The 21,941-nt window shown below is 61.7% G+C and carries 18 protein-coding genes; 2 read left to right on the forward strand and 16 right to left on the reverse strand.

All coding sequences use genetic code 11. The features are described from left to right. Positions 1 to 17 precede the first annotated feature (17 nt). The 9 genes from L6D74_RS04830 to arnB are packed head-to-tail and all read right to left on the reverse strand — an operon-like array spanning position 18 to position 10,425. Entirely contained in the window at positions 18 to 1,610 is a 1,593-nt protein-coding gene (locus tag L6D74_RS04830) for an ArnT family glycosyltransferase (RefSeq protein WP_236187878.1), read from the reverse strand. Further along, positions 1,610 to 2,989 (reverse strand): UDP-glucose dehydrogenase family protein, encoded by a 1,380-nt coding sequence (locus L6D74_RS04835; protein ID WP_236187880.1) that lies wholly within the window; start codon positions 2,987 to 2,989, stop codon positions 1,610 to 1,612. Before L6D74_RS04835 ends, L6D74_RS04830 begins: the two co-directional genes overlap by 1 nt. Next, a complete protein-coding gene (gene arnF, locus L6D74_RS04840) occupies positions 2,986 to 3,390 on the reverse strand; it encodes a 4-amino-4-deoxy-L-arabinose-phosphoundecaprenol flippase subunit ArnF (RefSeq protein WP_064596801.1) in 405 nt (134 codons plus the stop codon). Before arnF ends, L6D74_RS04835 begins: the two co-directional genes overlap by 4 nt. Continuing rightward, positions 3,387 to 3,731 (reverse strand): 4-amino-4-deoxy-L-arabinose-phosphoundecaprenol flippase subunit ArnE, encoded by a 345-nt coding sequence (gene arnE, locus L6D74_RS04845; RefSeq protein WP_236187882.1) that lies wholly within the window; start codon positions 3,729 to 3,731, stop codon positions 3,387 to 3,389. The genes arnF and arnE overlap by 4 nt, the downstream gene beginning before the upstream one ends. Further along, on the reverse strand, positions 3,728 to 5,377 hold the full coding sequence (gene arnT, locus L6D74_RS04850; RefSeq protein ID WP_236187886.1) for a lipid IV(A) 4-amino-4-deoxy-L-arabinosyltransferase: 1,650 nt from the start codon (positions 5,375 to 5,377) through the stop codon (positions 3,728 to 3,730). The genes arnE and arnT (L6D74_RS04850) overlap by 4 nt, the downstream gene beginning before the upstream one ends. Continuing rightward, positions 5,374 to 6,258, reverse strand: a complete 885-nt coding sequence (gene arnD, locus L6D74_RS04855; protein ID WP_236187892.1) for a 4-deoxy-4-formamido-L-arabinose-phosphoundecaprenol deformylase — start codon at positions 6,256 to 6,258, stop codon at positions 5,374 to 5,376. Before arnD ends, arnT (L6D74_RS04850) begins: the two co-directional genes overlap by 4 nt. Beyond that, complete coding sequence (arnA, locus tag L6D74_RS04860) at positions 6,258 to 8,249, reverse strand: bifunctional UDP-4-amino-4-deoxy-L-arabinose formyltransferase/UDP-glucuronic acid oxidase ArnA (RefSeq protein WP_236187895.1); 1,992 nt, start codon at positions 8,247 to 8,249, stop codon at positions 6,258 to 6,260. The genes arnD and arnA overlap by 1 nt, the downstream gene beginning before the upstream one ends. Next, positions 8,246 to 9,280 (reverse strand): undecaprenyl-phosphate 4-deoxy-4-formamido-L-arabinose transferase, encoded by a 1,035-nt coding sequence (gene arnC, locus L6D74_RS04865; RefSeq protein WP_236187899.1) that lies wholly within the window; start codon positions 9,278 to 9,280, stop codon positions 8,246 to 8,248. The genes arnA and arnC overlap by 4 nt, the downstream gene beginning before the upstream one ends. Continuing rightward, on the reverse strand, positions 9,277 to 10,425 hold the full coding sequence (arnB, locus tag L6D74_RS04870; protein ID WP_236187902.1) for a UDP-4-amino-4-deoxy-L-arabinose aminotransferase: 1,149 nt from the start codon (positions 10,423 to 10,425) through the stop codon (positions 9,277 to 9,279). The genes arnC and arnB overlap by 4 nt, the downstream gene beginning before the upstream one ends. A gap of 431 nt (positions 10,426 to 10,856) precedes the next feature. Between arnB and L6D74_RS04875 the strand changes: the two genes are divergently transcribed. Further along, a complete protein-coding gene (locus L6D74_RS04875) occupies positions 10,857 to 11,747 on the forward strand; it encodes a site-specific integrase (protein WP_011334252.1) in 891 nt (296 codons plus the stop codon). Here L6D74_RS04875 and L6D74_RS04880 read toward each other — a convergent pair whose 3' ends face one another. The 6 genes from L6D74_RS04880 to pmrG all read right to left on the reverse strand — a co-directional run bounded on the left by L6D74_RS04880 (position 11,748) and on the right by pmrG (position 19,781). Continuing rightward, positions 11,748 to 12,800, reverse strand: a complete 1,053-nt coding sequence (locus L6D74_RS04880) for an ABC transporter ATP-binding protein (protein ID WP_236187903.1) — start codon at positions 12,798 to 12,800, stop codon at positions 11,748 to 11,750. It abuts the gene before it with no gap. After that, complete coding sequence (locus tag L6D74_RS04885) at positions 12,797 to 14,392, reverse strand: ABC transporter permease (RefSeq protein WP_236187905.1); 1,596 nt, start codon at positions 14,390 to 14,392, stop codon at positions 12,797 to 12,799. Before L6D74_RS04885 ends, L6D74_RS04880 begins: the two co-directional genes overlap by 4 nt. A gap of 3 nt (positions 14,393 to 14,395) precedes the next feature. Further along, positions 14,396 to 15,409 (reverse strand): iron ABC transporter substrate-binding protein, encoded by a 1,014-nt coding sequence (locus L6D74_RS04890; RefSeq protein WP_236187907.1) that lies wholly within the window; start codon positions 15,407 to 15,409, stop codon positions 14,396 to 14,398. 200 nt (positions 15,410 to 15,609) lie between these two features. Next, positions 15,610 to 17,139: an ArnT family glycosyltransferase gene (locus tag L6D74_RS04895; RefSeq protein ID WP_236187915.1), complete on the reverse strand. Its 1,530-nt coding sequence runs from the start codon at positions 17,137 to 17,139 to the stop codon at positions 15,610 to 15,612. Then, a complete protein-coding gene (gene arnT / locus L6D74_RS04900; RefSeq protein WP_236187918.1) occupies positions 17,136 to 18,845 on the reverse strand; it encodes a lipid IV(A) 4-amino-4-deoxy-L-arabinosyltransferase in 1,710 nt (569 codons plus the stop codon). The genes L6D74_RS04895 and arnT (L6D74_RS04900) overlap by 4 nt, the downstream gene beginning before the upstream one ends. A 282-nt stretch (positions 18,846 to 19,127) precedes the next feature. Continuing rightward, the gene (pmrG, locus tag L6D74_RS04905; RefSeq protein WP_108562021.1) at positions 19,128 to 19,781 is read right to left on the reverse strand and encodes a lipopolysaccharide core heptose(II)-phosphate phosphatase PmrG; all 654 of its coding nucleotides are present in this window, start codon (positions 19,779 to 19,781) and stop codon (positions 19,128 to 19,130) included. A gap of 326 nt (positions 19,782 to 20,107) precedes the next feature. On the opposite strand from pmrG, the gene L6D74_RS04910 reads away from it, so the two are divergent. After that, entirely contained in the window at positions 20,108 to 21,421 is a 1,314-nt protein-coding gene (locus L6D74_RS04910; RefSeq protein WP_236187923.1) for a sensor histidine kinase, read from the forward strand. On the opposite strand, the gene L6D74_RS04915 is transcribed toward L6D74_RS04910, so the two are convergent. Beyond that, positions 21,379 to 21,930, reverse strand: coding sequence for a PqiC family protein (locus L6D74_RS04915; RefSeq protein WP_236187928.1), 552 nt, complete (start codon positions 21,928 to 21,930; stop codon positions 21,379 to 21,381). The genes L6D74_RS04910 and L6D74_RS04915 overlap by 43 nt on opposite strands. Between the last annotated feature and the right edge of the window lie 11 nt (positions 21,931 to 21,941).

Below are 21,941 nucleotides of genomic sequence, written 5' to 3' on the forward strand. Positions count from 1 at the left end.
AAATCACGTCGCGCAGGTTAAGGCGCCAGCCACAGCAACACATAATCGTTTTTATCGAAACGGCCGCTCAACGCAGGCTGCAACGCCCCGAGCGGCGTGCCTTGCAGCGCTCGATAGTCGCTGCGATCCATCATCAACCATGCCGGCCCCTTGAGTGCTTCGAGCGCTTGCGTGGTTTCGCTGAACTGCGGTTGCAGATCCTGATCGACGTTGACCATGAACTTGATGGCCTTGGCGTCCTTGCCCATGCCGTGCAACACCAGCGGCGCGGGTTGCGCGTGGATTCGCGCAAGCGCCGACTGGCTGAAGCTTCGCGTGTCGTAGAGCAGCCGTTCCACCGGCTCGAACACCAGAACGTAGGCCGACCAGACCGCCAGCACAGCGCTGAACGCGAGGACTTCGGTTCGCCAGCGGGGTCGCCACAACCGCGACAACGCAGCCAGTTGCAGCAATCCCAGCACGATCATTACCAGTGTCAGGTCGGTCAACGACTCGGGAAACCGCCGCTTCGCCACCCACAACAAAGCGATCAACAACGCGGGAATCAACAACCACAGCCCCTGCATGCCGACGCGCAGCCAGGCAAACACCCGGCCATGCACCACCTGAAACGGATACGCCGCAATGATCGCCGCCATGGGCAACATCGGCAGCAGGTAACGGGCCTTTTTCGCCTGTGGAATCGACAGCCCGACCATGACGATCAACCCCGCAGCGGCGCAATACTGCACCAGTCGCAGGGCCGGGCCGCGTTGCCGGGGCTTGCTCAGCCACGCCGCCGCCAGCGCGAGCAAGGCCAGCGGATACGCCAGCGCATAGTTGCCCAGAGAACTGGTGAAGTAATACAGCGAACCGCTGACGCCTTCGCTGCCGTCCATGCGCCCCATGAACTGCATGCGGATCACGTCCTGCCGAAACGCCGGCCCGCCGCTGACCTCCGCCAGCCACAACAGCAGCCCCACGCCGGCCGCCAGTAGCAGCGAAGCCAGCACGCCGAAGGTCAACAGACGCGACCACTGGCGATCCAGCAGGTAGTAACTGCAGAGCATGCCGCTCGGCACCACCAGCCCGATCGGCCCCCGAATGCCGAACCCCAGCAGCAACAGAACGAACACCAGCGGCCAGCGTCGACCGGCAGCGAAATGGTCGTGGGCATAGCCGAGGTAGAACACCGAAAACGCCACGGCGGCGAGCATCAGGTCCTGCGACACCGCGCGGGTCTCGGTGATGAAGGTGCTGGTGAGCATCAGCAGCGCGATGCTGACCACCGCCCAACGCACGGATGAGGGCGCAAGCAAGCGATACATCAACGTCACGATCACCGCGCCGGCAGCCGCGCTCGGCAACCACGCCGTCAGGCTGTTGACCGTGCCGAACGGCAGCGACAACAGCCATATGAACAGCGTCGACAGCGCTGAATAATCGGCGTACGGCTCACCATAGGTGGTGGGAAATACACCGGGCCCGTGCCGCAGCATTTCCTGGGCGAACAACACGAAGCGCGAGTCGAAACCGATGGGCGCCTGCCCGTACACGCCAGTGATGAACAGCAGAAACGACAGCAGCCCTGCGATCAGGGACTGCCGGCGCAGGGCGGGGGTTAACCCCATCAAGCCACGTCCGAGGCGTGCGGCCACTGCTGCAAAGGAATCGGCAGGGAGCGCGATTCGCCACGGCCCATCGGGAAGTAATGGAAGCCGTTGCGGGCCAGGCGTTCGGCGTCGTACAGGTTGCGACCGTCGAAGATCACCGGGGCCTTGAGACGTTGTTGGATCAGGTCGAAATCCGGCGCCTTGAACTGCTGCCATTCGGTGCAGATGATCAGCGCATCGGAACCGGCGAGTACCGATTCCGGCGTACCCATCAGCATCAGTTTCGATTCGTCCGGGTACAGATGCTGGGTTTCCTGCATCGCCTCCGGATCGAACGCGCGCACATTGGCGCCGGCGGCCCACAGCGATTCGAGCAGGACCCGGCTCGGCGCGTCGCGCATGTCGTCGGTGTTGGGTTTGAAGGCCAGGCCCCAGACGGCGAAGGTCTTGCCGCGCAATTCGCCCTTGTAGAACGCGTTGATGCGCTCGAACAATTTGTGTTTTTGCCGCTGGTTGATCGCTTCCACCGCTTGCAGCAAGTCGCTGGAGCAGTGCGCCTCTTCGGCGCTGTGGATCAGGGCGCGCATGTCTTTCGGGAAGCACGAACCGCCGTAGCCGCAACCGGGGTAGATGAAGTGATAGCCGATACGGCTGTCGGCGCCGATGCCCTGGCGCACCGACTCGATGTCCGCGCCCAGGTGTTCGGCCAGTTCGGCGATCTGGTTGATGAAGCTGATCTTGGTCGCCAGCATGCAGTTGGCGGCGTACTTGGTCAGCTCGGCGCTGCGCAGGTCCATGAACATGATGCGATCGTGGTTGCGGTTGAACGGCGAGTACAGGTCGCGCATCACGTCGCGTACTTCTTCGCGCTCGCAACCGATGACGATCCGGTCCGGCCGGCGGCAATCGGCGACCGCCGAGCCTTCCTTGAGAAATTCCGGGTTGGACACGATATCGAACTGCAGCAGGCGCCTGGCCTTGACCAGGGCTTTGTCCAGGTGCGTGCGCAAGGTATCGCCGGTGCCGACGGGGACGGTGGATTTCTCCACCAGAATCAGTGGCTGTTCACGGTGCCGGGCCACCGCGTCACCCACCGACAGCACGTAACGCAGGTCGGCCGAACCGTCTTCTTTCGACGGGGTGCCAACGGCAATGAACGCGACCTTGCCGTGCTGCACCGCGAGTTTTTCATCGCAGGTGAATTGCAGGCGCCCGGCGTCCAGGCCTTCGCGGACCAGACTGGCCAGCCCCGGCTCAAAGATGCTGACGTGACCCTGGCGCAACAGTTCGACTTTTTTCTCGTCGATGTCCATGCACACCACGTCATGGCCGACTTCGGCCAGCACGGCGGCCTGCACCAGGCCGACATAACCGCTACCAAACACTGTGATTTTCATGGCGAACTCCTCAATTCGGGCGCACGGGCCGGACGAGTGTTGATGGTGATGACCCCGAGCATGACCAGCGCCACGCCCAGTGATTTAGAGAAACTGAAGGATTCGTTGAACAGCGGCAGGCTGGCCGCCAGCAGGTACACCAGCGCGTAGCTGATGCTCAGCAGCGAATAGGCCCGGCCCAGCGGCAGATCGCGCAGGGCGGCGAGCCAGCAGAGCATCGAAAGCGCATAGGCGAAGATCGCCGCGAGCACCACGGCCAGCGCGGTTGAATCGACGCTGGGCACGGACAGCCACTGATCCGGCCGGGGCAGGCGCGTCATGCTCCAGCGCATGCTCAATTGCGCCACGCTGACCAGCAGCACACTGGCAAGGGCGAAGACGATTCCACGACGTGAGTTCATGACTGTTGCCCCAACAGGGCCACGCCACCAATCACCAGCAACACGCCGAACCAGTGCTGAACGTCGACGGGCTCCTTGAATGCGAAGCGGGCGATCAGGGTGATGATCACGAAATTGAGGCTGAGCATTGGGTAGGCGATGCTGACCGGCAGGCGCTGCAACACCAGCAGCCACACCAGCAGACCGGCACCGAGGGCAAACAGCGCCAGCCACAGCCACGGCGAGCGTACTTTCCGCGACCACGACAGGCTCGCGCCGCGCCAGCTCTCGACGGCGTATTTCTGCGCGACCTGGCCCAGGCAGGTCAGCAGGCAGGCGAGCAGCAGCAACCACAGGCTCATGACGCCTCCTGCGGAAGAATCATGATCACGAGGTTGCCTTGCTCATAACGAATGCCGTCCTTGGGCAGTCTGTCGAGTTCGTCCAGTTCGTCTTGCCCCTTGACCCGCATCACCACGCCGACCGAACCGGTCTTGCGGGCTTCGCGCATCCACTGTTGCACCTGATCGGGATCGACCCGTTGGTGAATGCCGTCAGGATAGGCAAGGCCATATTTCAATTCGCCTATCGTGTTGTACAGCGCCACCTGCGGGCGTTTGACCCGCCAGGACAGAGCCGACGCGGCGCCCAGGTCGTTGCTCAACAGGTGCGTAGTGGTCGCCAGTTCCGTCTGGTGGGCGAGGACGAACTGGTCAGGCATCTTGTTGGCGACCACCGATTTGGGCAGCGCCGCCGGCAGCAGCGCGATCAGCAGCAGACTGCCCACCGCCGGCGCCGCCCAGCATTGCAATGGGCGGAACGCTTGCAGCAGGTTGCTGATGATCCAGCCGGTCAGGGCGATGAACACCAACACCAGACTGTGCAATTCGTGGTCGTACAGCGGACGCTTGAGCTGCACGTAAACCAGCCCGATCAGCGTGACGATGCCCAGCAACAGGTTCAGCAGGCCATTGAGACCCAGCGCCCGGCCGTGCTCCAGACGCAAGCGATCTGCCAGCGCGTGGCCCAGCAGCAAGGCCAGCGGCAGCAGGCACGGCAGAATGTAGGTCGGCAGCTTGCCGTTGCTCAGGCTGAAGAACAGCAGCGGCATCAGCAGCCACAGCCCGAGAAACGCGATGCCGGTTTCGCGGCGGGTCTGCCATGCCTGCTTGAATGCGACCGGCAACATCCCGACCCACGGCAGACTGAACGCCACCAGCAGCGGCAGGTAGAACCACCACGGCGCGTCATGCTGGGCATCGTCACCGGCAAAGCGGCGGATGTGTTCGTGCCAGAAGAAGAACCGCCAGTAATCCGGTTCCTGACCGTGCACCGCCACCACCCACGGCAGGCTGACGATGATCGCCACCGCGATGGCCACTGGACCGTACAACAGCAGTTCCTTCCAGCGTTTTTGCCAGAGCATCCAAGGCAACGCGATCAGCACCGGCAGCAACCAGGCGAGAAAACCCTTGGTCATGAACCCCATGCCGCACGCCAGACCCAGCACCGCCCAGCCGGCGATCCGCTGACCATTGGAACGGCTGTCGAGGGCAAACCACAGCGCCACCAGACTCAGGTTGACCCAGAAGGTGAATTGCGGATCGAGGTTGGCGTAACCGGCCTGGCCGGCGACGATGACGAAACTCATGTAGAGCAGGGCGCAGACGAAGCTTTTGCGCGGGTCGTTCCACAAACGGCGGGCGATGAGGAAGCACAGCAGCACGCTCAACCCGGTGCTCAGGGCCGAAGCAAACCGCACGCCAAACAGGTTTTGCCCGAACACGGCCTGCCCGATGGCAATCATCCAGTAACCGGCTGCCGGTTTTTCGAAGTAACGCAGGTTCATGAAATGCGGCGACACCCAGTTGCCGCTCAGCAGCATCTCCTGGCTGATTTGTGCATAACGGGTTTCATCGGGAATCCACAGACCATGACTGCCCAGCGGCAGCAGATAGGCCAGCAGGAAAATCCCCAGCAACAGCGGCAATGCCCAGCGTTTGCTCATGCGCCTTGCACTCCCAGCCAGCCTTCACGGCCTTCGAGGGCTCCGCGGTGCACGCGGCCAACGGGCAGGGTGTTGAGAAACTCGGGCAGCAAATCGCCCAACGGTTGGAAGTGAATGTTTTGCTGGCGTGCCTCGGCCAGCAGTCGACGAAAATCATCGGCCATCAGAATCCCTTCTACTTCGGCGTGAATGGTGTAGACGTTGAGGTTTTCAGGGCGGAACCGGTCGAGGATGAAGGCGTTGAAATCCTTCGCTGCCACGCTCGGCCCTACCACTTCATCGAAGGTCGGCAGGTCCACCGGAATCTGCGGCGCACCGACCGAGCCGTCAGACAGCAATGGGCGAAACAGCCGTTGCCCTCGGCAATCGCTGTTGTAGCGAAAGCCGAAGGCCTGCTTGGCTTCGATCACACGCTCGTCCGCACGCCAACCGGCGGCGGCCGAACACGTGACTTTTTCGCCGAGGATGTCGCTCAAGGTGTCGACGCCCTGACGGATCTGCTCGACCAGTTGCGCATCGCTCCAGCGCCCGGCATTGGCCTGCCAGCCATGGTGGTCCCAGGCGTGCAGGCCGACTTCGTGGCCGGCGGCCCGGGCCTGACGCATCAGGTGCCCGAGGTCGCGGCCGATCGGCTTGCCCGGCCAGGCCGTGCCGGCCAGCAGGATGTCCCAGCCGTACAGGCTGGCGGCGTTGGAACGCAGCATCTTCCACAGGAACTGCGGACGGATCAGGCGCCACAGATGCCGGCCCATGTTGTCCGGGCCGACACTGAAGAAAAATGTCGCCTTGATCTGCGCCTCGTCGAGGATGTCGAGCAGACGCGGCACGCCTTCACGGGTGCCGCGAAAGGTGTCGACGTCGATGCGCAGGCCGGCCTGCATTAACGCTTGCTCTCGATTTCGGCCATGGCCTCACGCAGGAAGAAATCCAGCGTGTTGCCGATGGTCTCGCGCATTTCCACGGTCGGCGTCCAGTCCAGCAGGCGCTTGGCGTTGGCAATGCTTGGTTTGCGGTGCTCGACATCCTGATAACCGGCGCCGTAGAACGCCTTGCTTTCCACGTCGCGGAAACCGGCGAACGGCGGGAAGTTGGAACGCAGCGGATGAGCCTCGAACTGGCGCAGCAGCTCTTCGCCCAACTGGCGAATGCTCGCTTCGTTGTCCGGGTTGCCGATGTTGATGATCTGGCCGTTGCAGACGTCGTTGTCGTTATCGATGATCCGCGCCAGCGCCTCGACGCCGTCGGCGATGTCGGTGAAGCAGCGTTTCTGCTCGCCGCCGTCGAACAGACGAATCGGCGTGCCTTCCACCAGATTGAGGATCAACTGGGTAATGGCGCGGGAGCTGCCGATGCGCGCCGAATCGAGGCGATCCAGCCGTGGGCCCATCCAGTTGAAGGGGCGGAACAGGGTGAAGTTCAGGCCCTTGGCGCCGTAGGCCCAGATCACCCGGTCCAGCAGTTGCTTGGACACCGAGTAGATCCAGCGCTGTTTGTTGATCGGGCCGACGATCAGGTTCGAGCGGTCTTCGTCGAAATGCTTGTCCTGGCACATGCCATAGACTTCCGAGGTCGACGGGAAAATCACGCGCTTGTTGTACTTGACGCAGTAGCGCACCAGTTTCAGGTTTTCTTCGAAGTCGAGTTCGAACACCCGCAGCGGGTTGCGCGTGTATTCGATCGGCGTGGCGATGGCCACCAGCGGCAGGACCACGTCGCATTTCTTGATGTGGTACTCGATCCACTCCGAGTGAATGCTGATGTCGCCTTCGACGAAGTGAAAACGCGGATGGCTGCGCAGGCGGTCGATGGCATCGGAGCCGATGTCCAGGCCATAGACTTCATAGCGCTCGTCACGCAGCAGGCGCTCGGACAAATGGTTGCCGATGAAGCCGTTGACGCCAAGGATCAGCACCCGTGTACGGCGCGGGCCACGGCCGGATTCGGCACCGCGCAGCAGCGAGCCGTCCACCAGACCCAGTTCATTGGCCAGTTGCGGGCCGCTCAGGTACAGGCCGTTGTCGTTGCGCTGGCCGGCGTTGATCACCAGCGAATCTTCACCGCAGGCGATGCGCAGCGGATCGACGCTGATGACCCGGCCCGGCGCCTGGCCTTCGTTGCCCTTGACCACGTCGGCGTTCCACACGATCAGCTTGTGTTCGCCCACGGCGCAAAAGGCGCCGGGGTAGGGCTGAGTCACGGCCCGCACCAGGTTGAACAGTTGCTCGGCCGGTTGCGCCCAGACCAGTTTGCCGTCCGCCGGGGTACGGCGACCGAACACGGTGGCTTTGGATTCGTCTTGAGGGGTCTCGGTGATCTTGCCCTGAAGCATCGCCGGCAGCGCGTCGCGCAACAGGTTGCTGGCGGCCGTGCGCAGTTTGCCGTGCAGGCTCAGCGCGGTGTCGCTGCGTTCGATGGCCACACGCTGCTGGGCGAGGATGGCGCCGGCGTCGGCGCGTTTGACCATACGGTGCAGGGTGACACCGGTTTCGGTTTCGCCGTTGACCAGCACCCAGTTGGCCGGCGCGCGGCCACGGTAGCGTGGCAGCAGCGAGCCGTGCAGGTTGAATGCGCCTTTTTTGGCCAGCGCCAGCAGTGGCTCGCTCAGCAGGTTGCGGTAGTAGAACGAGAAGATGTAATCCGGGTCGAGCTTGGCGATCCGCTCGATCCACAACGGGTGGTTGGCGTCTTCCGGTGCGTGAACCGCGATGCCTTTGTTGGCGCACAGTTGCGCGACCGAGGCATAGAAGGTGTTCTCCTTCGGGTCATCGGCATGGGTGAACACGGCCGCAATGTCGTAGCCACTGTCGAGCAGGGCTTGAATGCCGGCGCAGCCAATATCGTGGTAAGCGAAGACAACAGTTTTTGCACTCATGAGAGAACCTGACCGGTAGTAGAAGTTGTAGAAGCAGTAGAGGAAAGACCATCAACGGTGACCGCAGGCGCCGGAGCGGCGGGGTGGCTGCGCAGCACCTTTTCAATGAAGAAACGCGGGCGGGCACGCACGTCGCTGTACATGCGGCCCAGGTATTCGCCGAGCAGGCCCATGCCGATGAACTGGCCGCCGGTGAACACGAACAGCACCGCGAACAGCACGAACATGCCGTCCCCGGCCCAGCCGGAACCGAAAGCCAGACGCAATACGACCAAGGCCACGGCAAACAGCATGCCGAGCCCGGCCATGGTGAAACCGACGATGCTCAGCAGGCGCAGGGGCGTGGTGGTCATGCAGGTGATCAGGTCGAACATCAGGTTGATCAAACGCATCGGGCTGTATTTCGAGTCGCCGTGCTCGCGCTCGGCGTGGGCCACGACGATTTCGGTGGTGTGGCGGGCGAAGCTGTTGGCGAGGATCGGAATGAACGTGCTGCGTTCGCGGCAGGCGAGCATCGCGTCGATGATCGTGCGGCGGTAAGCGCGGAGCATGCAGCCGTAGTCGCTCATGGCGACGCCGGTGGAGCGTTGCACAGCGAGGTTGATGAGTTTCGACGGATAACGGCGCAGGGCCGAATCCTGACGATTGCCGCGCACAGTGCCGACGACGTCAAAGCCTTTTTCGGCCTCGGCCACCAGGCGCGGGATTTCTTCCGGCGGGTTTTGCAGGTCAGCGTCGAGGGTGATTACCACGTCGCCCTTGCATTGCTCGAACCCGGCCATGATCGCCGCGTGCTGGCCGTAGTTGCGGTTGAGGATCACCGCAACAAACGGGCTGTCTTCGCGGCTCGCGGCTTCCTCCAGCAGGTTGGCGGACTCGTCGCGGCTGCCATCGTCTACAAGGACGATTTCGTAGTCATGGCGCAGCATCTGGCACGCAGCCTCGGTGCGACGCAGCAGTTCCGGCAGGCTGTCCTGTTCGTTGTAGACCGGGATGACGATCGACACGCAACGGATTGGGTAAGGTTTCACGGGCGTTTATCCATAAGGTTGGCGATGGCGCCGACCACGCGATCAAGGTCCTGATCGGTCATGTCGGGGAACAACGGAATCGAACACAGCCGCGCCGAGTTCCATTCGGTGTCGGGCAGATACAGGTCGGGGTCACGCTGGCGGTACCAGGTGTGCAGGTGGGTGGCGATAAAGTGGATGCCGGTGCCGATGCCCTGATCCTGCAAACCCTTCATGAAGGCCTCGCGGTCCATGCCGCAGCGCTCGCTGTCGATACGCAGGATGAACAGGTGCCAGGCGTGGGTTTGCGCGTAGGCAGGCACAGCCAGCGGTTGCACCGGCAGGCCTTCGAGTTTTTGCAGGTATTGCGTGGCCAGTTCGGTGCGGCGGGCGTTGATCGCGTCCAGGCGCTCGAGTTGCACCAGGGCAATCGCGGCGTTGATGTCGGCCAGGTTGTACTTGAAGCCTGGCTCCATGACCTGGGCCTGAGGCTTGCGGCCACCGGTCAGACGATCGTAGGCATCGACGCCCAGACCGTGGAATTTCAGCATGCGTACACGGCTGGCCAGTGCTTCGTCGTCGGTGACGAACATCGCCCCTTCGGCGCAGGTCATGTTCTTGATCGCGTGGAACGAAAAGATCGCGGTGCCTTGTGAGCCCACATGGCGACCCTTGTAGCGGGTGCCAGCGGCATGGGCGGCGTCTTCGATCACGGCGATGCCGTGCTTGTCGGCCAGCGCGTAGAGCGGGTCGAGATCGAACGCTGCGCCGGCGTAATGCACGGGAATGATTGCTTTGGTACGCGGGGTAATGGCGGCTTCGATGCGCGCGGCGTCGGTCATCAGGGTGTCGCGGTCGACATCGACGAACACCGGCGTGGCGCCGAGCAGCGAGATCATGTTGGCGGTTGACACCCAGGTCTGCGAAGGGGTGATGACTTCATCGCCGGGGCCGATTCCCAATGCCAGCAACGTTACATGCATGGCACCGGTGGCCGAGGAAAGTGCCACGGCATGACGACTGCCGACGTACTGGGCAAACTGTTCTTCTAGGGCCTGGTTTTTCGGCCCGGTGGTGATCCAGCCGGAGCGCAGGACTTGCTCCACGGCGGCAATTTCTTCATCACCGATACTGGGGCGGGAGAAGGGGAGAAACGCCTGACTCATGCACACCTCATTGCAAAGAAAAAAGAAATAGATCCATTGAAAGGTTGGATCCAATCAAAGCGTAGACGCGAAAAAATGCTTTGCATCAATAAGTTGCCAAGACGACATAACGTCGGGTTCGGTTGACTTTTCAGGCATTGCCCGGCAGCTTGGGCGGCGCCGGCACAGGACTCAGTGGAATTAAGGTTATGCCCGTTTTTGTGAAAGGAACATGAAAAACCGGTCGGCGAATCGTTTATCTGAAACCCATACAGCCACTGTTCAGACTTCTACCGTTTATCGCGGTTTTTAGTAGAAAAGTCCTACGGAAGTGTTCCCCTTATATTAAGAATGTTGCAGTTGTTAGTTGCTGTGTTGAACTGTTTTTACTCAAGGCCCGACGTTTGATTGACTTACCCGTTGCATCCCCCGACCCCCTGAAAACCAACCCGATGACCGTGTATCTGGCGCGTCTGGCTCCCTCCAGCCAACTCACCATGCGGTACGTTTTACAAGATGCCGCCGACCGTCTCGGTTTCGAAGACATGAACGTCGAAGAAATTCCCTGGCATGCGCTGCAACCGGAAGATGTGGTTGCATTAGTCGCTGCATTGCGCGCCGATAATTACGCACCGAATACTTCTTCGCTGTATGTAAACGCCATTCGCGGTGTGATGAATGAAGCCTGGCGCATGAGTCTTATCAGCCAGGAACATCTATTGAAGATGCGCTCGGTCAAAGGCATTGCCGGCACGCGACTGTCCCAGGGGCGCAATCTGAAGCGCACGCTGATTCATGAATTGATGGAAGTCTGCGCCGCTGATCCGCGACCACAGGGTTTGCGCGATGCGGCGGTGATTGCGCTGTTGTACGGCACTGGCATGCGCAAGTCGGAGTCGGTGGATCTGGATCTCAATCAGGTCGATTTCAACGAGCGCAGTTTGTGTGTCACCGCCAAGGGCAATAAACAACTGATCAAATACGCGCCGGCGTGGGCGTTCGCCAAACTGAATGCCTGGCTGGAGTTTCGTCGTTCGGAACTCAAGGAGGGCGAGAGCGACGACGCGTTTCTGTTCAACCGCATTCGCCGTGGCAGCCACATCACCCGCGAGCGCATTACCAAGCACGCGATCTATTACATCGCCCGCCAGCGCGGCACCCAGGTCGGGGTGAAGATCATGCCCCATGATTTCCGCCGTTCGTTCATCACACGGGTGATCGAGGAGCATGACCTGTCGATTGCCCAGAAGCTCGCCCACCACAGCAATATCCAGACGACCGCCAACTACGACGTGCGCGACGACAACGAGCGGCGCCGCGCGGTGGATCGCTTCGACCTGTAGTCAGGGCGTTGCAAAGACGTGGGCCGCCCCCAGAATGGACAATTGCACGGCGCTGCCGGCCGGTGGCGCGTGCATGCCGGAGCTGCGCACCAGCAGTGAGCGACCGGGGCTGGCTTGCGCGCGCAGCTCCACCGTCAGGGTGCAGACGTTGCCGCCAAAGTCTCGATCCGTCACCACTGCGTGGCAGCCGTCCGGGTCGGCGGGAATGTCCGAGAGTTGCAGTTGCTCGGGCCGCAGCATGATCTGCGCGGCGCCGGAAAACCCGTTGCTGTTGACCATCGCCCGGCCCAGGTCGCAGTGCGCCCAGCCGGCTTCGATCCGGGCGGGCATGACCACGGCTTCGCCGAGAAAATGCGCAGTTTGCTCATCGTTGGGGTAGCGGTAGAGGTCCATCGGATGGCCCGACTGCACCAGACGCCCGTCACGCATGACCGCCAACTGATCGGCGAACGACAGCGCTTCGCCCTGATCGTGGGTCACCAGAATCGTGGTCACGCCGGCATCCTCCAGCAGGCGCGCGACCATTTTGCGCATGGCGCCGCGCAGGCCGGTGTCGAGGGCGGAAAAGGGTTCGTCGAGCAGCATCAGGCGTGGACGTTGGGCCAGTGCCCGGGCGAGGGACACCCGCTGCTGTTGGCCGCCGGACAACTCGTGGGGCCAGCGTGTGGCCATGTCGGCGTTCAGGGCGACGTTGTCCATCAGCGCCTGAATACGTTCGGCTCTGGCGCTGCCGGTTTCTGCCAAGCCGAAACCGATGTTGTCGGCCACGGTCATGTGCGGGAACAGCGCGCCGTCCTGCGGCACGTAACCGATCTGCCGCTGATACGCGGGCACGGCGTGGGTGCGGTCGACCAGGGTCTGGCCGTTGAGCGTCAGACTGCCGGCGTCGGGGAATTCGAACCCGGCGATCATCCGCAACAGGGTGGTCTTGCCGGAGCCCGAAGGGCCGACGATTACCGTGCGGCTGCCGGTCGGGACGGACAGGTTGATGGAGTCCAGCGCCGTTTGTGCGCCGAAGGATTTGCTGAGATTGATGATGTCGAGAGCGTTCATCGGCCGGCACTGCGCCTGGATTGGTGATAGAGGATGGCCGTGAGCGGCAGCGACAGCAGCACCATCAGCAGTGCGTAAGGCGCTGCGGCGGCGTAGTCGATTTCGCTGGTCATGGCCCAGAAACCGGTGGCCAGGGTGCGCGTGCCGTTGGGCGCGAGCAGCAGGGTCGCGGTCAGTTCATTGGTGATCGCCAGAAACACTAGCGCTGCGCCCGCCGCCGCACCGGGTGCAGCGAGGCGCAAGGTAATCAGCCACAGGGCGCGCAACGGTGAGCGACCAAGGCTTTGTGCGATGTTTTCCAGCTCCACCGGGGCCTGTGCAAACCCGGCGCGCAGGCTGACCAGCGCGCGGGGCAGGAACATCAGCAGGTAGGCCAGCAGCACGGTAATGGTGGTCTGGTAGATCGGTCGGGCGAAATGGATGGTCACGGTGACCAGCGCCAGCGCCACGACAATCCCCGGCAGTGCGCTGGTGATGTAGTTGCAGCCTTCGAGCAGGCGTTGCAGTTTGCCGGGGGCGCGGATCGACAGCCATGCAATCGGGATTGCCGCCAGACTGGTCAACAGCGCGCCGGCCACGCCGAATGACAGGGTCTGAAGCAATGCCGGCAGCAGTTCTTCGCCTTGCCAGACCTCGGCACCGCCGGCGATCAGCCATTTGCCCAACGTCAGCATCGGCACGCCGAGGGCCAGCAGGCAGGTCACGCCTTGCAGGCACAATCCCAGCGCGGTAGTGCGTCGTTGCAGGCGCACGGTGCGTTGTTCGCGAGCGCTACCGGAGCCGACGCGGGCGTATCGCGCATGACCACGGGCGCCGGATTCCACCACCAGCATCGCCAGGCAGCACAACGCCAGAACACTGGCGAGCATGTTGGCGGCCGGGCCGTTAAAGGTCGATTTGAACTGGTCGAAGATCGCCGTGGTGAAGGTGTCGAAACGGATCATTGCGTACAGGCCATATTCGGCCAGCAGATGCAGGCCGACCAGCAACGCACCGCCGCAGATCGCCAGCCGCAGTTGCGGCAACACCACCCGGAAAAATACCGCCCATGGCTTGAGGCCGAGGGATTCGGCGACGTCTTCAATCGCTGGATCGAGACGACGTAACGTCGCCGCAATCGGCAGATAGAGGAACGGAAAATAGGCGATCACCGACACCAGCACCCCGGCCGGTAATCCATTGATCGACGGAATCAGGCTGACCCACGCGTAGCTGTGCACGAACGCCGGCACCGCCAGCGGCGCCACCGCCAGCAATGACCAAAGCCGTCGCCCCGGCAGATCGGTGCGCTCGGTCAGCCAGGCCAGGGTGGTGCCGAGCACGATGCAGATCGGCAGCGTGATCAGGACCAGCAACACAGTGTTGATCAGCAACTCGGCGACCCGCGGACGGAAGATCAAGGCTTCGATGGTCGCCCAGCCGGTGTACCACGACACGCCGACCACAAAACCGATCGGCAGCAGCGACAACAGCGACACCGCGATGGCCAGCACGACCACCCACGGACTTCCGCGCCCATTGAGGGCGCGGGGCCGGCGTGACAAATGGGCGGAGGGCGCCGCAGCGATCCCCGCCGGTAGAGTTTCAGGCATCAATTACAGCAGTCCTGCCTGGGTCATCAGTTCGACTGCTTTCTTGCTGTCGAGCTTCGATGCATCGACTTTCGGCGCGTCCAGGTCCTTCAACGGCACCAGTTTTGGGTTGGAAGCAGTGTCCTTGCCCACGGCGTATTCAAAGGAATTGCCGGTGCGCAGCACTTCCTGGCCTTGTTTGCCGGTGATGTACTGGAGGAATTTCTGCGCCTCCTCCTGGTGTTTGCTGGAAGCCAGCACGCCGCCGCCGGAAATGCTCACGAACGCGCCCGGGTCCTGATGCTTGAAGTAGTGCAGGGCAGTGTTCTTGCTGTTTTCGCCGGTCTTGGCCTGATCGACGAATGCGTAATAGTGGTAGATCACGCCGCTGTCCACCTGGCCGGCGTTCACCGCTTTGAGCACCGAGCTGTTGCCACGATAGGCGGTGAAGTTGGCTTTCATGCCCTTGAGCCATTCGAGGGTGGCGGCTTCGCCTTTCTGTTCCAGCACGGCGGCGACGATGGCCTGGAAATCCGCACCGGCAGGCGACGCGGCCCAGCGACCTTTCCAGGCTGGGCTCGCGAGGTCCATCAGGGATTTGGGCAGGTCCTTTTCCGGCAGTTTGGCCGGGTTATAGACGAACACCGTGGAGCGCGCGGCGATACCGACCCATTGGCCGTGGGCCGGGCGATACGCCGCGTCGACTTGCTCAAGAGTCGCCGGAGCCACCGGCGCGAACAGCTTGGCGTTGTCCACCAGCACCATGGCCGGGGAGTTTTCCGTCAGGAATACGTCGGCAGGAGAAGACGCGCCTTCCTGGACAATCTGGTTGCCCATTTCCGTGTCGTCGCCGTTGCGCACGGTGACCGGGATCCCGGTTTCCTCGGTGAAGCCGGCGACCCATGCCTTGGTCAGGGTTTCGTGCTGGGCGTTGTAGACCACAAGGCCGACGGAGTCGGCGGCAAACACCTGACCGGCCGCGAGCAGCGCAGTCGCCAGCGCGGCCTGTTTCAGAAAGGACGGAAGGGATGGACTCATGGCGGGGGCAGCTCCTGTTTTTAGACGTTATGGGCAAGCATTCGCGGGAGTTTCAATGCGAATGATTTGCATATGTTGGCTGGCTGGCAATGTAGAGAGGCAAATGAGAAAAAAACGTCAAAACAACCGTTAATACATGTCATTGCCATTCAGGTTAGCAGTCACTCGGCGGGGACGCCGGGCGAACCCGGCGCCGTCTTTCAGGAGCCTTGGGGGAGGTAGGCCACGCTTTGATCTTCGCGACCGTGGAACAGCTGTTCGCCGCGGGTGGGCGTGGTGGTAATGACCTGATGATCGCGGCTGAGGTGACTCAGCGGAACGGGATCGCCGGTGCGGTACTGGGCGATAAAGAGGGTCCGTTGCGGATCCCAGTGCTGGCCGCTGGTGCGTTCCAGCCAGGCGATCATGGCTGCGGTATCGCCGTCGCGCGGGAAATCCCGGCTCTGCGGCACGTAGTAGAACGGCGCACCGCCGGTCTGCAGGTACATCGGCACTTTATTGTCGACCTCGACCATGACCAGATGCCATTGACTCAAGGGAGCGCGTTGGCTGGCTTGCAGGCGCACGGTTTCGCCGAAACGGATTGCACCGCCTCCGCTGTTGGTCCACGGGTAAAGCACACCGAGTATGCCGAGCAGCAGGACAGTGGCCACGCCGAAACCGATTTTCAAACCACGTCCGCCGAACGGGCCTGCGGCATTTCGATCCGCCAGACGCCGGGTGATCCACCACGCCCCGAGCAGTTGCGCGAACGGCACCAGTGGCAGCACGTAATAACTGCGTCGGCTGCCGCTGGCCGTGAAGAACAGCATTAATAACCCCAGGCTCTGAATCAGCCAGCGGGTGTCCGGTTCGATGTGTTTCCAGTGCCGCGCTGCGACCCACAAGGCAATGATCCAGCACGGCGCCCAGGGCAGGGTATAAATCGGCAGGTACAGCAAATAGGTGTAGATCGGGCCGATGTTGTCGAATGGCTGGAAAAACCGTACGACGTTTTCCCGCAAGACCAGCCCGAGGCCGCTTTCCCCGTAGTTCGGCGCGCCGTAGAAGTGGGACAGCAGGAACGGCGTCATGTAGAACGCCCCGGCAATCACCAGCGCTGCCAGCAGACGTAGATTGAGATGACGCTTCCAGCGGCCTTCATGCAACAGGTGCGGCAGCAGCACCAGTCCCGGCAGGATAAAGCCGATCAGCCCCTTGAACAGTGAGGTCAGGGCCAGCAAACCGCAGAACACCACGTAGCGCGAAAACCGGGTGTCTTCAGGACCGCGCCAATACCACCAGACTGCTGCCAGCACCCCGCACACGGTCAGAATGTCGGCCGTGGCGACCCGTGCCCAAAACACGAAGTAGAAGTTGGTCGCCAGCATCCACCCGGCGATCAGTCCCGTGCCCTTGCGAAACAACTGATCGCCCAGCCGATATACCAGCCACACGCTTAACCACGCGGACACCACCGAAGGCAGGCGCAGCGACCAGTGATTCAGGCCACCGGTCAACCACGCGGTTGCTGTGATCAGCCAGTACGACAGTAACGGCTTGTCGTAGTAGGGATCGCCCTTGAGGTACGGGTCGAAGTAATCGCCGCTTTGCAGCATCTGCAACGCGATGTTGGCCCAGCGGGTTTCCGCGCCCCACAGTTCGCGGTTGCCAAGGCCGAGCAGCAACATCAGGGCGCTGGCCGCCAGCAGGAGCAACAGGGCGACGCGGTCGTTGTTGCGCACCGTCATGGCTGTTTCTGCGCAAAGATGAAAATGTGCAGATTGCCGCGCCGATAATGTTTGCCGTCCACGGGCAGCAATTCGACTTCCTGTTCTTCCTGCGTACTGTTGACGCGCAAGACCACACCGACGGCGCCTTTTTTCCGCGCGTCAGTCATCCACTGGCCGACGCTGTCCAGGGTGACTTTGCGTGCCGCCATGGCCGGGTCTTCGAGGCCGTATTTCAATTCGCCGATGGTATTGAACAGGTCCACTTGCGGGCGTTTCAAACGCCACGCCAGCGCCGAGGCCGCCCCCAGGTCGTTGCTCAGCAGGGACGCGGTTTCACTCAGTTCCCGTTGATGCTCGGCAATGAACTGATCCGGCATCTTGCTGTTGACGATCTGCGCCGGCATGGCGGCGGGCAGCAACGCCACGAGCAGGCCGATGCCCAGCGCCGGCATTGCCCACAATGTCAGTGGCCGCAGCACTTGCAAGGCGTTGGCGATGATCCAGCCCACCAGCACGATATAAGCCAGCGACAGGCCGAACATCTCGGTGTTTTCGTAGATTTCCTTCGTGGCCTGAAGATAGAGCAGGGCCACCAGCGCAGCACTGGCGAGCACCGTGTTGATCACACCGTTCAGACGCAAGAGCCGGCCATTGCGTTGATCCAGCCACTTGACCACGGTCTGCCCCATCAACAGCGCGACGGGAAGCAGGCACGGCATGATGTACGTAGGAAGTTTGCCGCTGCTGAGGCTGAAAAATGCCAGTGGCAGCAGGAACCACAGTGCCAGGTACGCGGTTTTTACCTCACGCTTTTCGCGCCACATGCGCAGCAGGGTCGAAGGCAGAAGCAGCGCCCAGGGCAGGGTCGAGGCAAACAGCAAGGGCAGGTAGAACCACCACGGGCGGGCATGTTGCGCGTCGTCACCGGCGGCGAAACGACGGATGTGTTCGTGCCAGAAGAAGAACCGCCAGAAGTCCGGTTCCCGGTAATGGACCGCCAATACCCATGGCAGGCTGACGAGGGCGCAGACCACCACGGCGACCAGTCCGTAACGCACCAGCTCACCGAACCGTCGTTGCCAGACCATGTAGGGCAGGGCGATCAGCACGGGCAACAGCAGGGCCAGGAACCCTTTGGTCATCAGACCCATGCCGCACGCAACACCCAGCAGTGCCCAGCCACCCAGGCGAGCGCGGGGCGTGCGGCTGTCGATGGCAAACCACACAGCCACCATGCTCAGGTTGACCCACAAGGTGAATTGCGGATCGAGGTTGGCATAGCCGGCCTGACCTGCGATCAGCCCGAAACTCATGTACAGCAGGGCGCTCGCGACGCTTATACGCGGGTTGTTCCAGAGTCGACGGGCCAGCAGGTAGGTCAGCCAGACACTCACTCCGGTACTCAGCGCCGAAGCAATGCGTACGCCGAACAGGTTGTCACCGAAAATCGCCTGGCCGATGGCAATCATCCAGTAGCCGGCAATCGGCTTCTCGAAATAACGGATGCCCATGAAGTGCGGGGCGACCCAATTACCGCTCAGCTGCATTTCCTGGCTGATCTGGCCGTAGCGGGTTTCATCGGGGATCCACAGGCCGTGGCTCATCAATGGCAGCAGGTAAAACATTACGAACGCCAGAATGAGGCCGGGGATGGCCCAGCGTTCGACCGCAGTCGTCGAAGGGAAAAGGGCAGTGTGTCGCAGCGGGTTGTTTTCAGACGTCATGACAAAGCCTTGGTACCGTACGAAGTTCTGATGTCGATGACCTGCCCGGCGTGTTCCTGAGCGGGCGAGTCATCGTGTTGAATGAATGCAGGTGTCGGGGCATTTCCTGTATCCAGAGAACTGTCGTACCTCCAGGCCGAAGTTCTCGCGATATAGCCAAGCATGAAAAAACCAGCTGTCCAGCAAGTCGGGGGGCAGATACATTTCTCATTACAATTTAATGAAGTGTGCTTTGTTTAATTAAAAACAGCTCAAAACTATTAATTAGCTGTAACCAGGACGTTAATCACTATTGAGTTGAGACCAGGCCTCGGCATTCAGAATGCCCAGCACTTTAAGTTGCCCCTTGGCATCAATGCGAACAAACAGCGTGCTTCCATAATCAGCGGCGATCGCATGGGGAAAACCGGTCTGTTTTTCAAAGTCGCTGATGCAGCCGCTGTGGGTGACCAGCACCAGATTGCGCTGTGCAACTTTGTGCGCCACCACCTCGTTACGCAGCGACGAACCGCAGGATTCAAGCCAGGTCTGTGCAGTAGCGTCCTGCCCGAACATGGCACGCGCCGTTTGCACGGTCCGGGTCAGCGGGCTGGTGAATACCTGTGCCTGCTGCATGCCCAGGCTCGTGAAACCCTTGCCCACTCGCACAGCCGAGTCATTGCCTACCTGAGTGATGCCGTCTTCCGGGCCCAGACAAAGATGGTCGGAGCGGTCGCAACGTTCAGCATGGCGCACCAGTGCCACCACTTCGCCCGCCTGCCAGGCCCTGGTCCAATCAGCCCTTGAGGCCTGCCCCGCGTGGCCCAGATCAATGGGGGAGCGGGTTACCCAGACAAAGCCGCTGACCAGTGCAATCGCCACCCCTGCACCGATGACTGTCAGCAGTTTTCCAGGTCGCAATATTCGACGTTGTTTATAGACTGCTGTTAATAGCATCTGTCGCTCCACGCCATGCCCCTTAACTTCGCAGGCGCAACTGGCCTGCGATTTAATCAACTTTATGGTTGCGTACTTGAATGCTGGCTGAATGTTGGGACTATTCACGTCGGGCCGCAGTGAAGAACATGTGAAAAATTTGCGGGAGTTGAAAATGTGCAATTAATCAAGTTTCTGATAACCAGACTCAAATACGCTTTTTTTACCGGGCTGGCTTAACAACTGTTGCTGTTTGAGGTGAAGCTGAATCTGTTCGGTCCATCTATTGAGTACACACCTGATGTTGACCGCTGAGTCTGATAACCGAGGTGGAGTCCTCCAGCCGAATGGATTTCAAGCAAAGCCTGACGAAACGGATCGTCATCGTATTCGCCTCGATGAGTGCGCTGGTGGCCGGCGTATTTGCGCTGGGAATCGTAGCCACCGTGCATGTGGTGGAACACAAGTTGACGGCCACGACCTTGATGGGCGGTCTGCATCGTTTGCTGGCAATGGATGACATCAGTCGCTGGAGCCATCGACCGGAAAAGAGCGAGCTGTTTTTCTTCGAAGGCGGGCCGGGCGCCATGGCGCTGGTCCCGTCACTGGCGGCGCTGTCGCCGGGGTTTCAGGAGGTCATGTTCGAGGGCGATGGCTTTTTCGCCATGGTCGAGATGGTGGGCGGACGCAAGTACGTGCTGTTGCGTGATCAGGAAAGTCTCGAACAGCGTGAGCGTCTGTTGTTCATTGTGGTGGCGGTCGGGTTCATCCTGAGCATTCTGCTGGCGATTGTGCTGGGTCGATTGCTGGCGCGACGGGTGATGGCCCCGGTCATTCGCCTGGCGCGGCAGGTGCGTCACCGCGACCAGTTACTGGTGCTGGCGCCGCCCCTGCATCCGGACTACGCGGCGGACGAAGTCGGAGAACTGGCACTGTCGTTCGATCAGACACTGGGCCGGCTGCGCGAAACACTGAGCCGCGAAAAGCTCTTCACCAGCGACGTGAGCCATGAACTTCGCACACCGTTGATGGTGCTCGGCGGTGCCTGCGAGTTGCTGCTCGCCAATCCGTCGCTCGATACCCGCTCGGCCGCGCAGGTCAACCGCATCGCCCGGGCCAGCCATGAAATGCGTCAGTTGGTGGACACCTTCCTCATGCTCGCCCGCTCGCAGGAAGATACCGGTGGCGACATTTGCGTTTCCCTCGGGGAGGTTGCACGCGTTCAGGCGGAGATCTGGGGACGGCTGATCCGCGAAAAAGGGCTGGAATTTTTCTGCGACATCAATCCGGCCGGCACGGCTCGTTACAACCAGACCTTTTTGCAGTCAGTGATGGGTAACCTGCTGCGCAATGCCTGGCATTACACCGATCAGGGTTTTGTGAGGCTGACCGTCGGGGAATGCGGGTTTGTGGTTGAGGACAGTGGCATCGGCATTCCCGAAGAACGCCGACAAGCGATGTTCCAGCCATTCGTGCGGGGTGACGAGCGTCGAGGCGAGGGGCTTGGGCTGGGGTTGTCACTGGTGCAGCGGATTTGCAATCGCGAGCACTGGCAGGTCGACCTGACAACCCGTGAGCCCCACGGTTGTCGCTTTACCGTCCTTTTGAAGACGCCCGCTCAGGACGCCGGTGGACAGCCCCGCGCAGTGCCCGCCGCCTGACCGATCAACGCAGCCAGGCGCTTGACGTTGTTCTGCTGGGCCACCACCAGATCGTCGATGGTCGGCCCGGACGGGGTTTGCAGCAGCGAGCGGCAAGCGAGCAGGGCGTCGTCGCCTGCGTTGGCCTGGCGCAGGCGCCATTTGACGTCGATCAGCCCGTATTGCCCGGGAATCGAATCGAAGCGTTGCACATCAATGCGCACGGAGGTTTTGCGCGGGCCGCCGGCATTACTCAGTTGATCCATCAGTGCGCTGCGCAATTCATCGCTGAGGCTGGCGCCCCACCATTCGGTCTCCAGAATCGCCAGGCCGCTGTTGCCCTGGCGGATGACGATTTGCGGCCGGTCGACCTGCGGCGGCACGCTGATGCCTTCGATGGCGATTTCCGAACCGGCGCGGCCGGCCATCGGTTGCGTCGGCGTCAGGGTATGAAAGCTGATCGGGGCGCTTTTGCAGGCGCCCAGCAGCAGGCCGATCGCGAGCACGGTGAACTTCAGCTTTAAAGCCATGGGACAGCTCC

This window comes from Pseudomonas pharyngis (genome assembly GCF_021602345.1).
In the GTDB taxonomy this organism is placed as follows: Bacteria; Pseudomonadota; Gammaproteobacteria; order Pseudomonadales; family Pseudomonadaceae; genus Aquipseudomonas; species Aquipseudomonas pharyngis.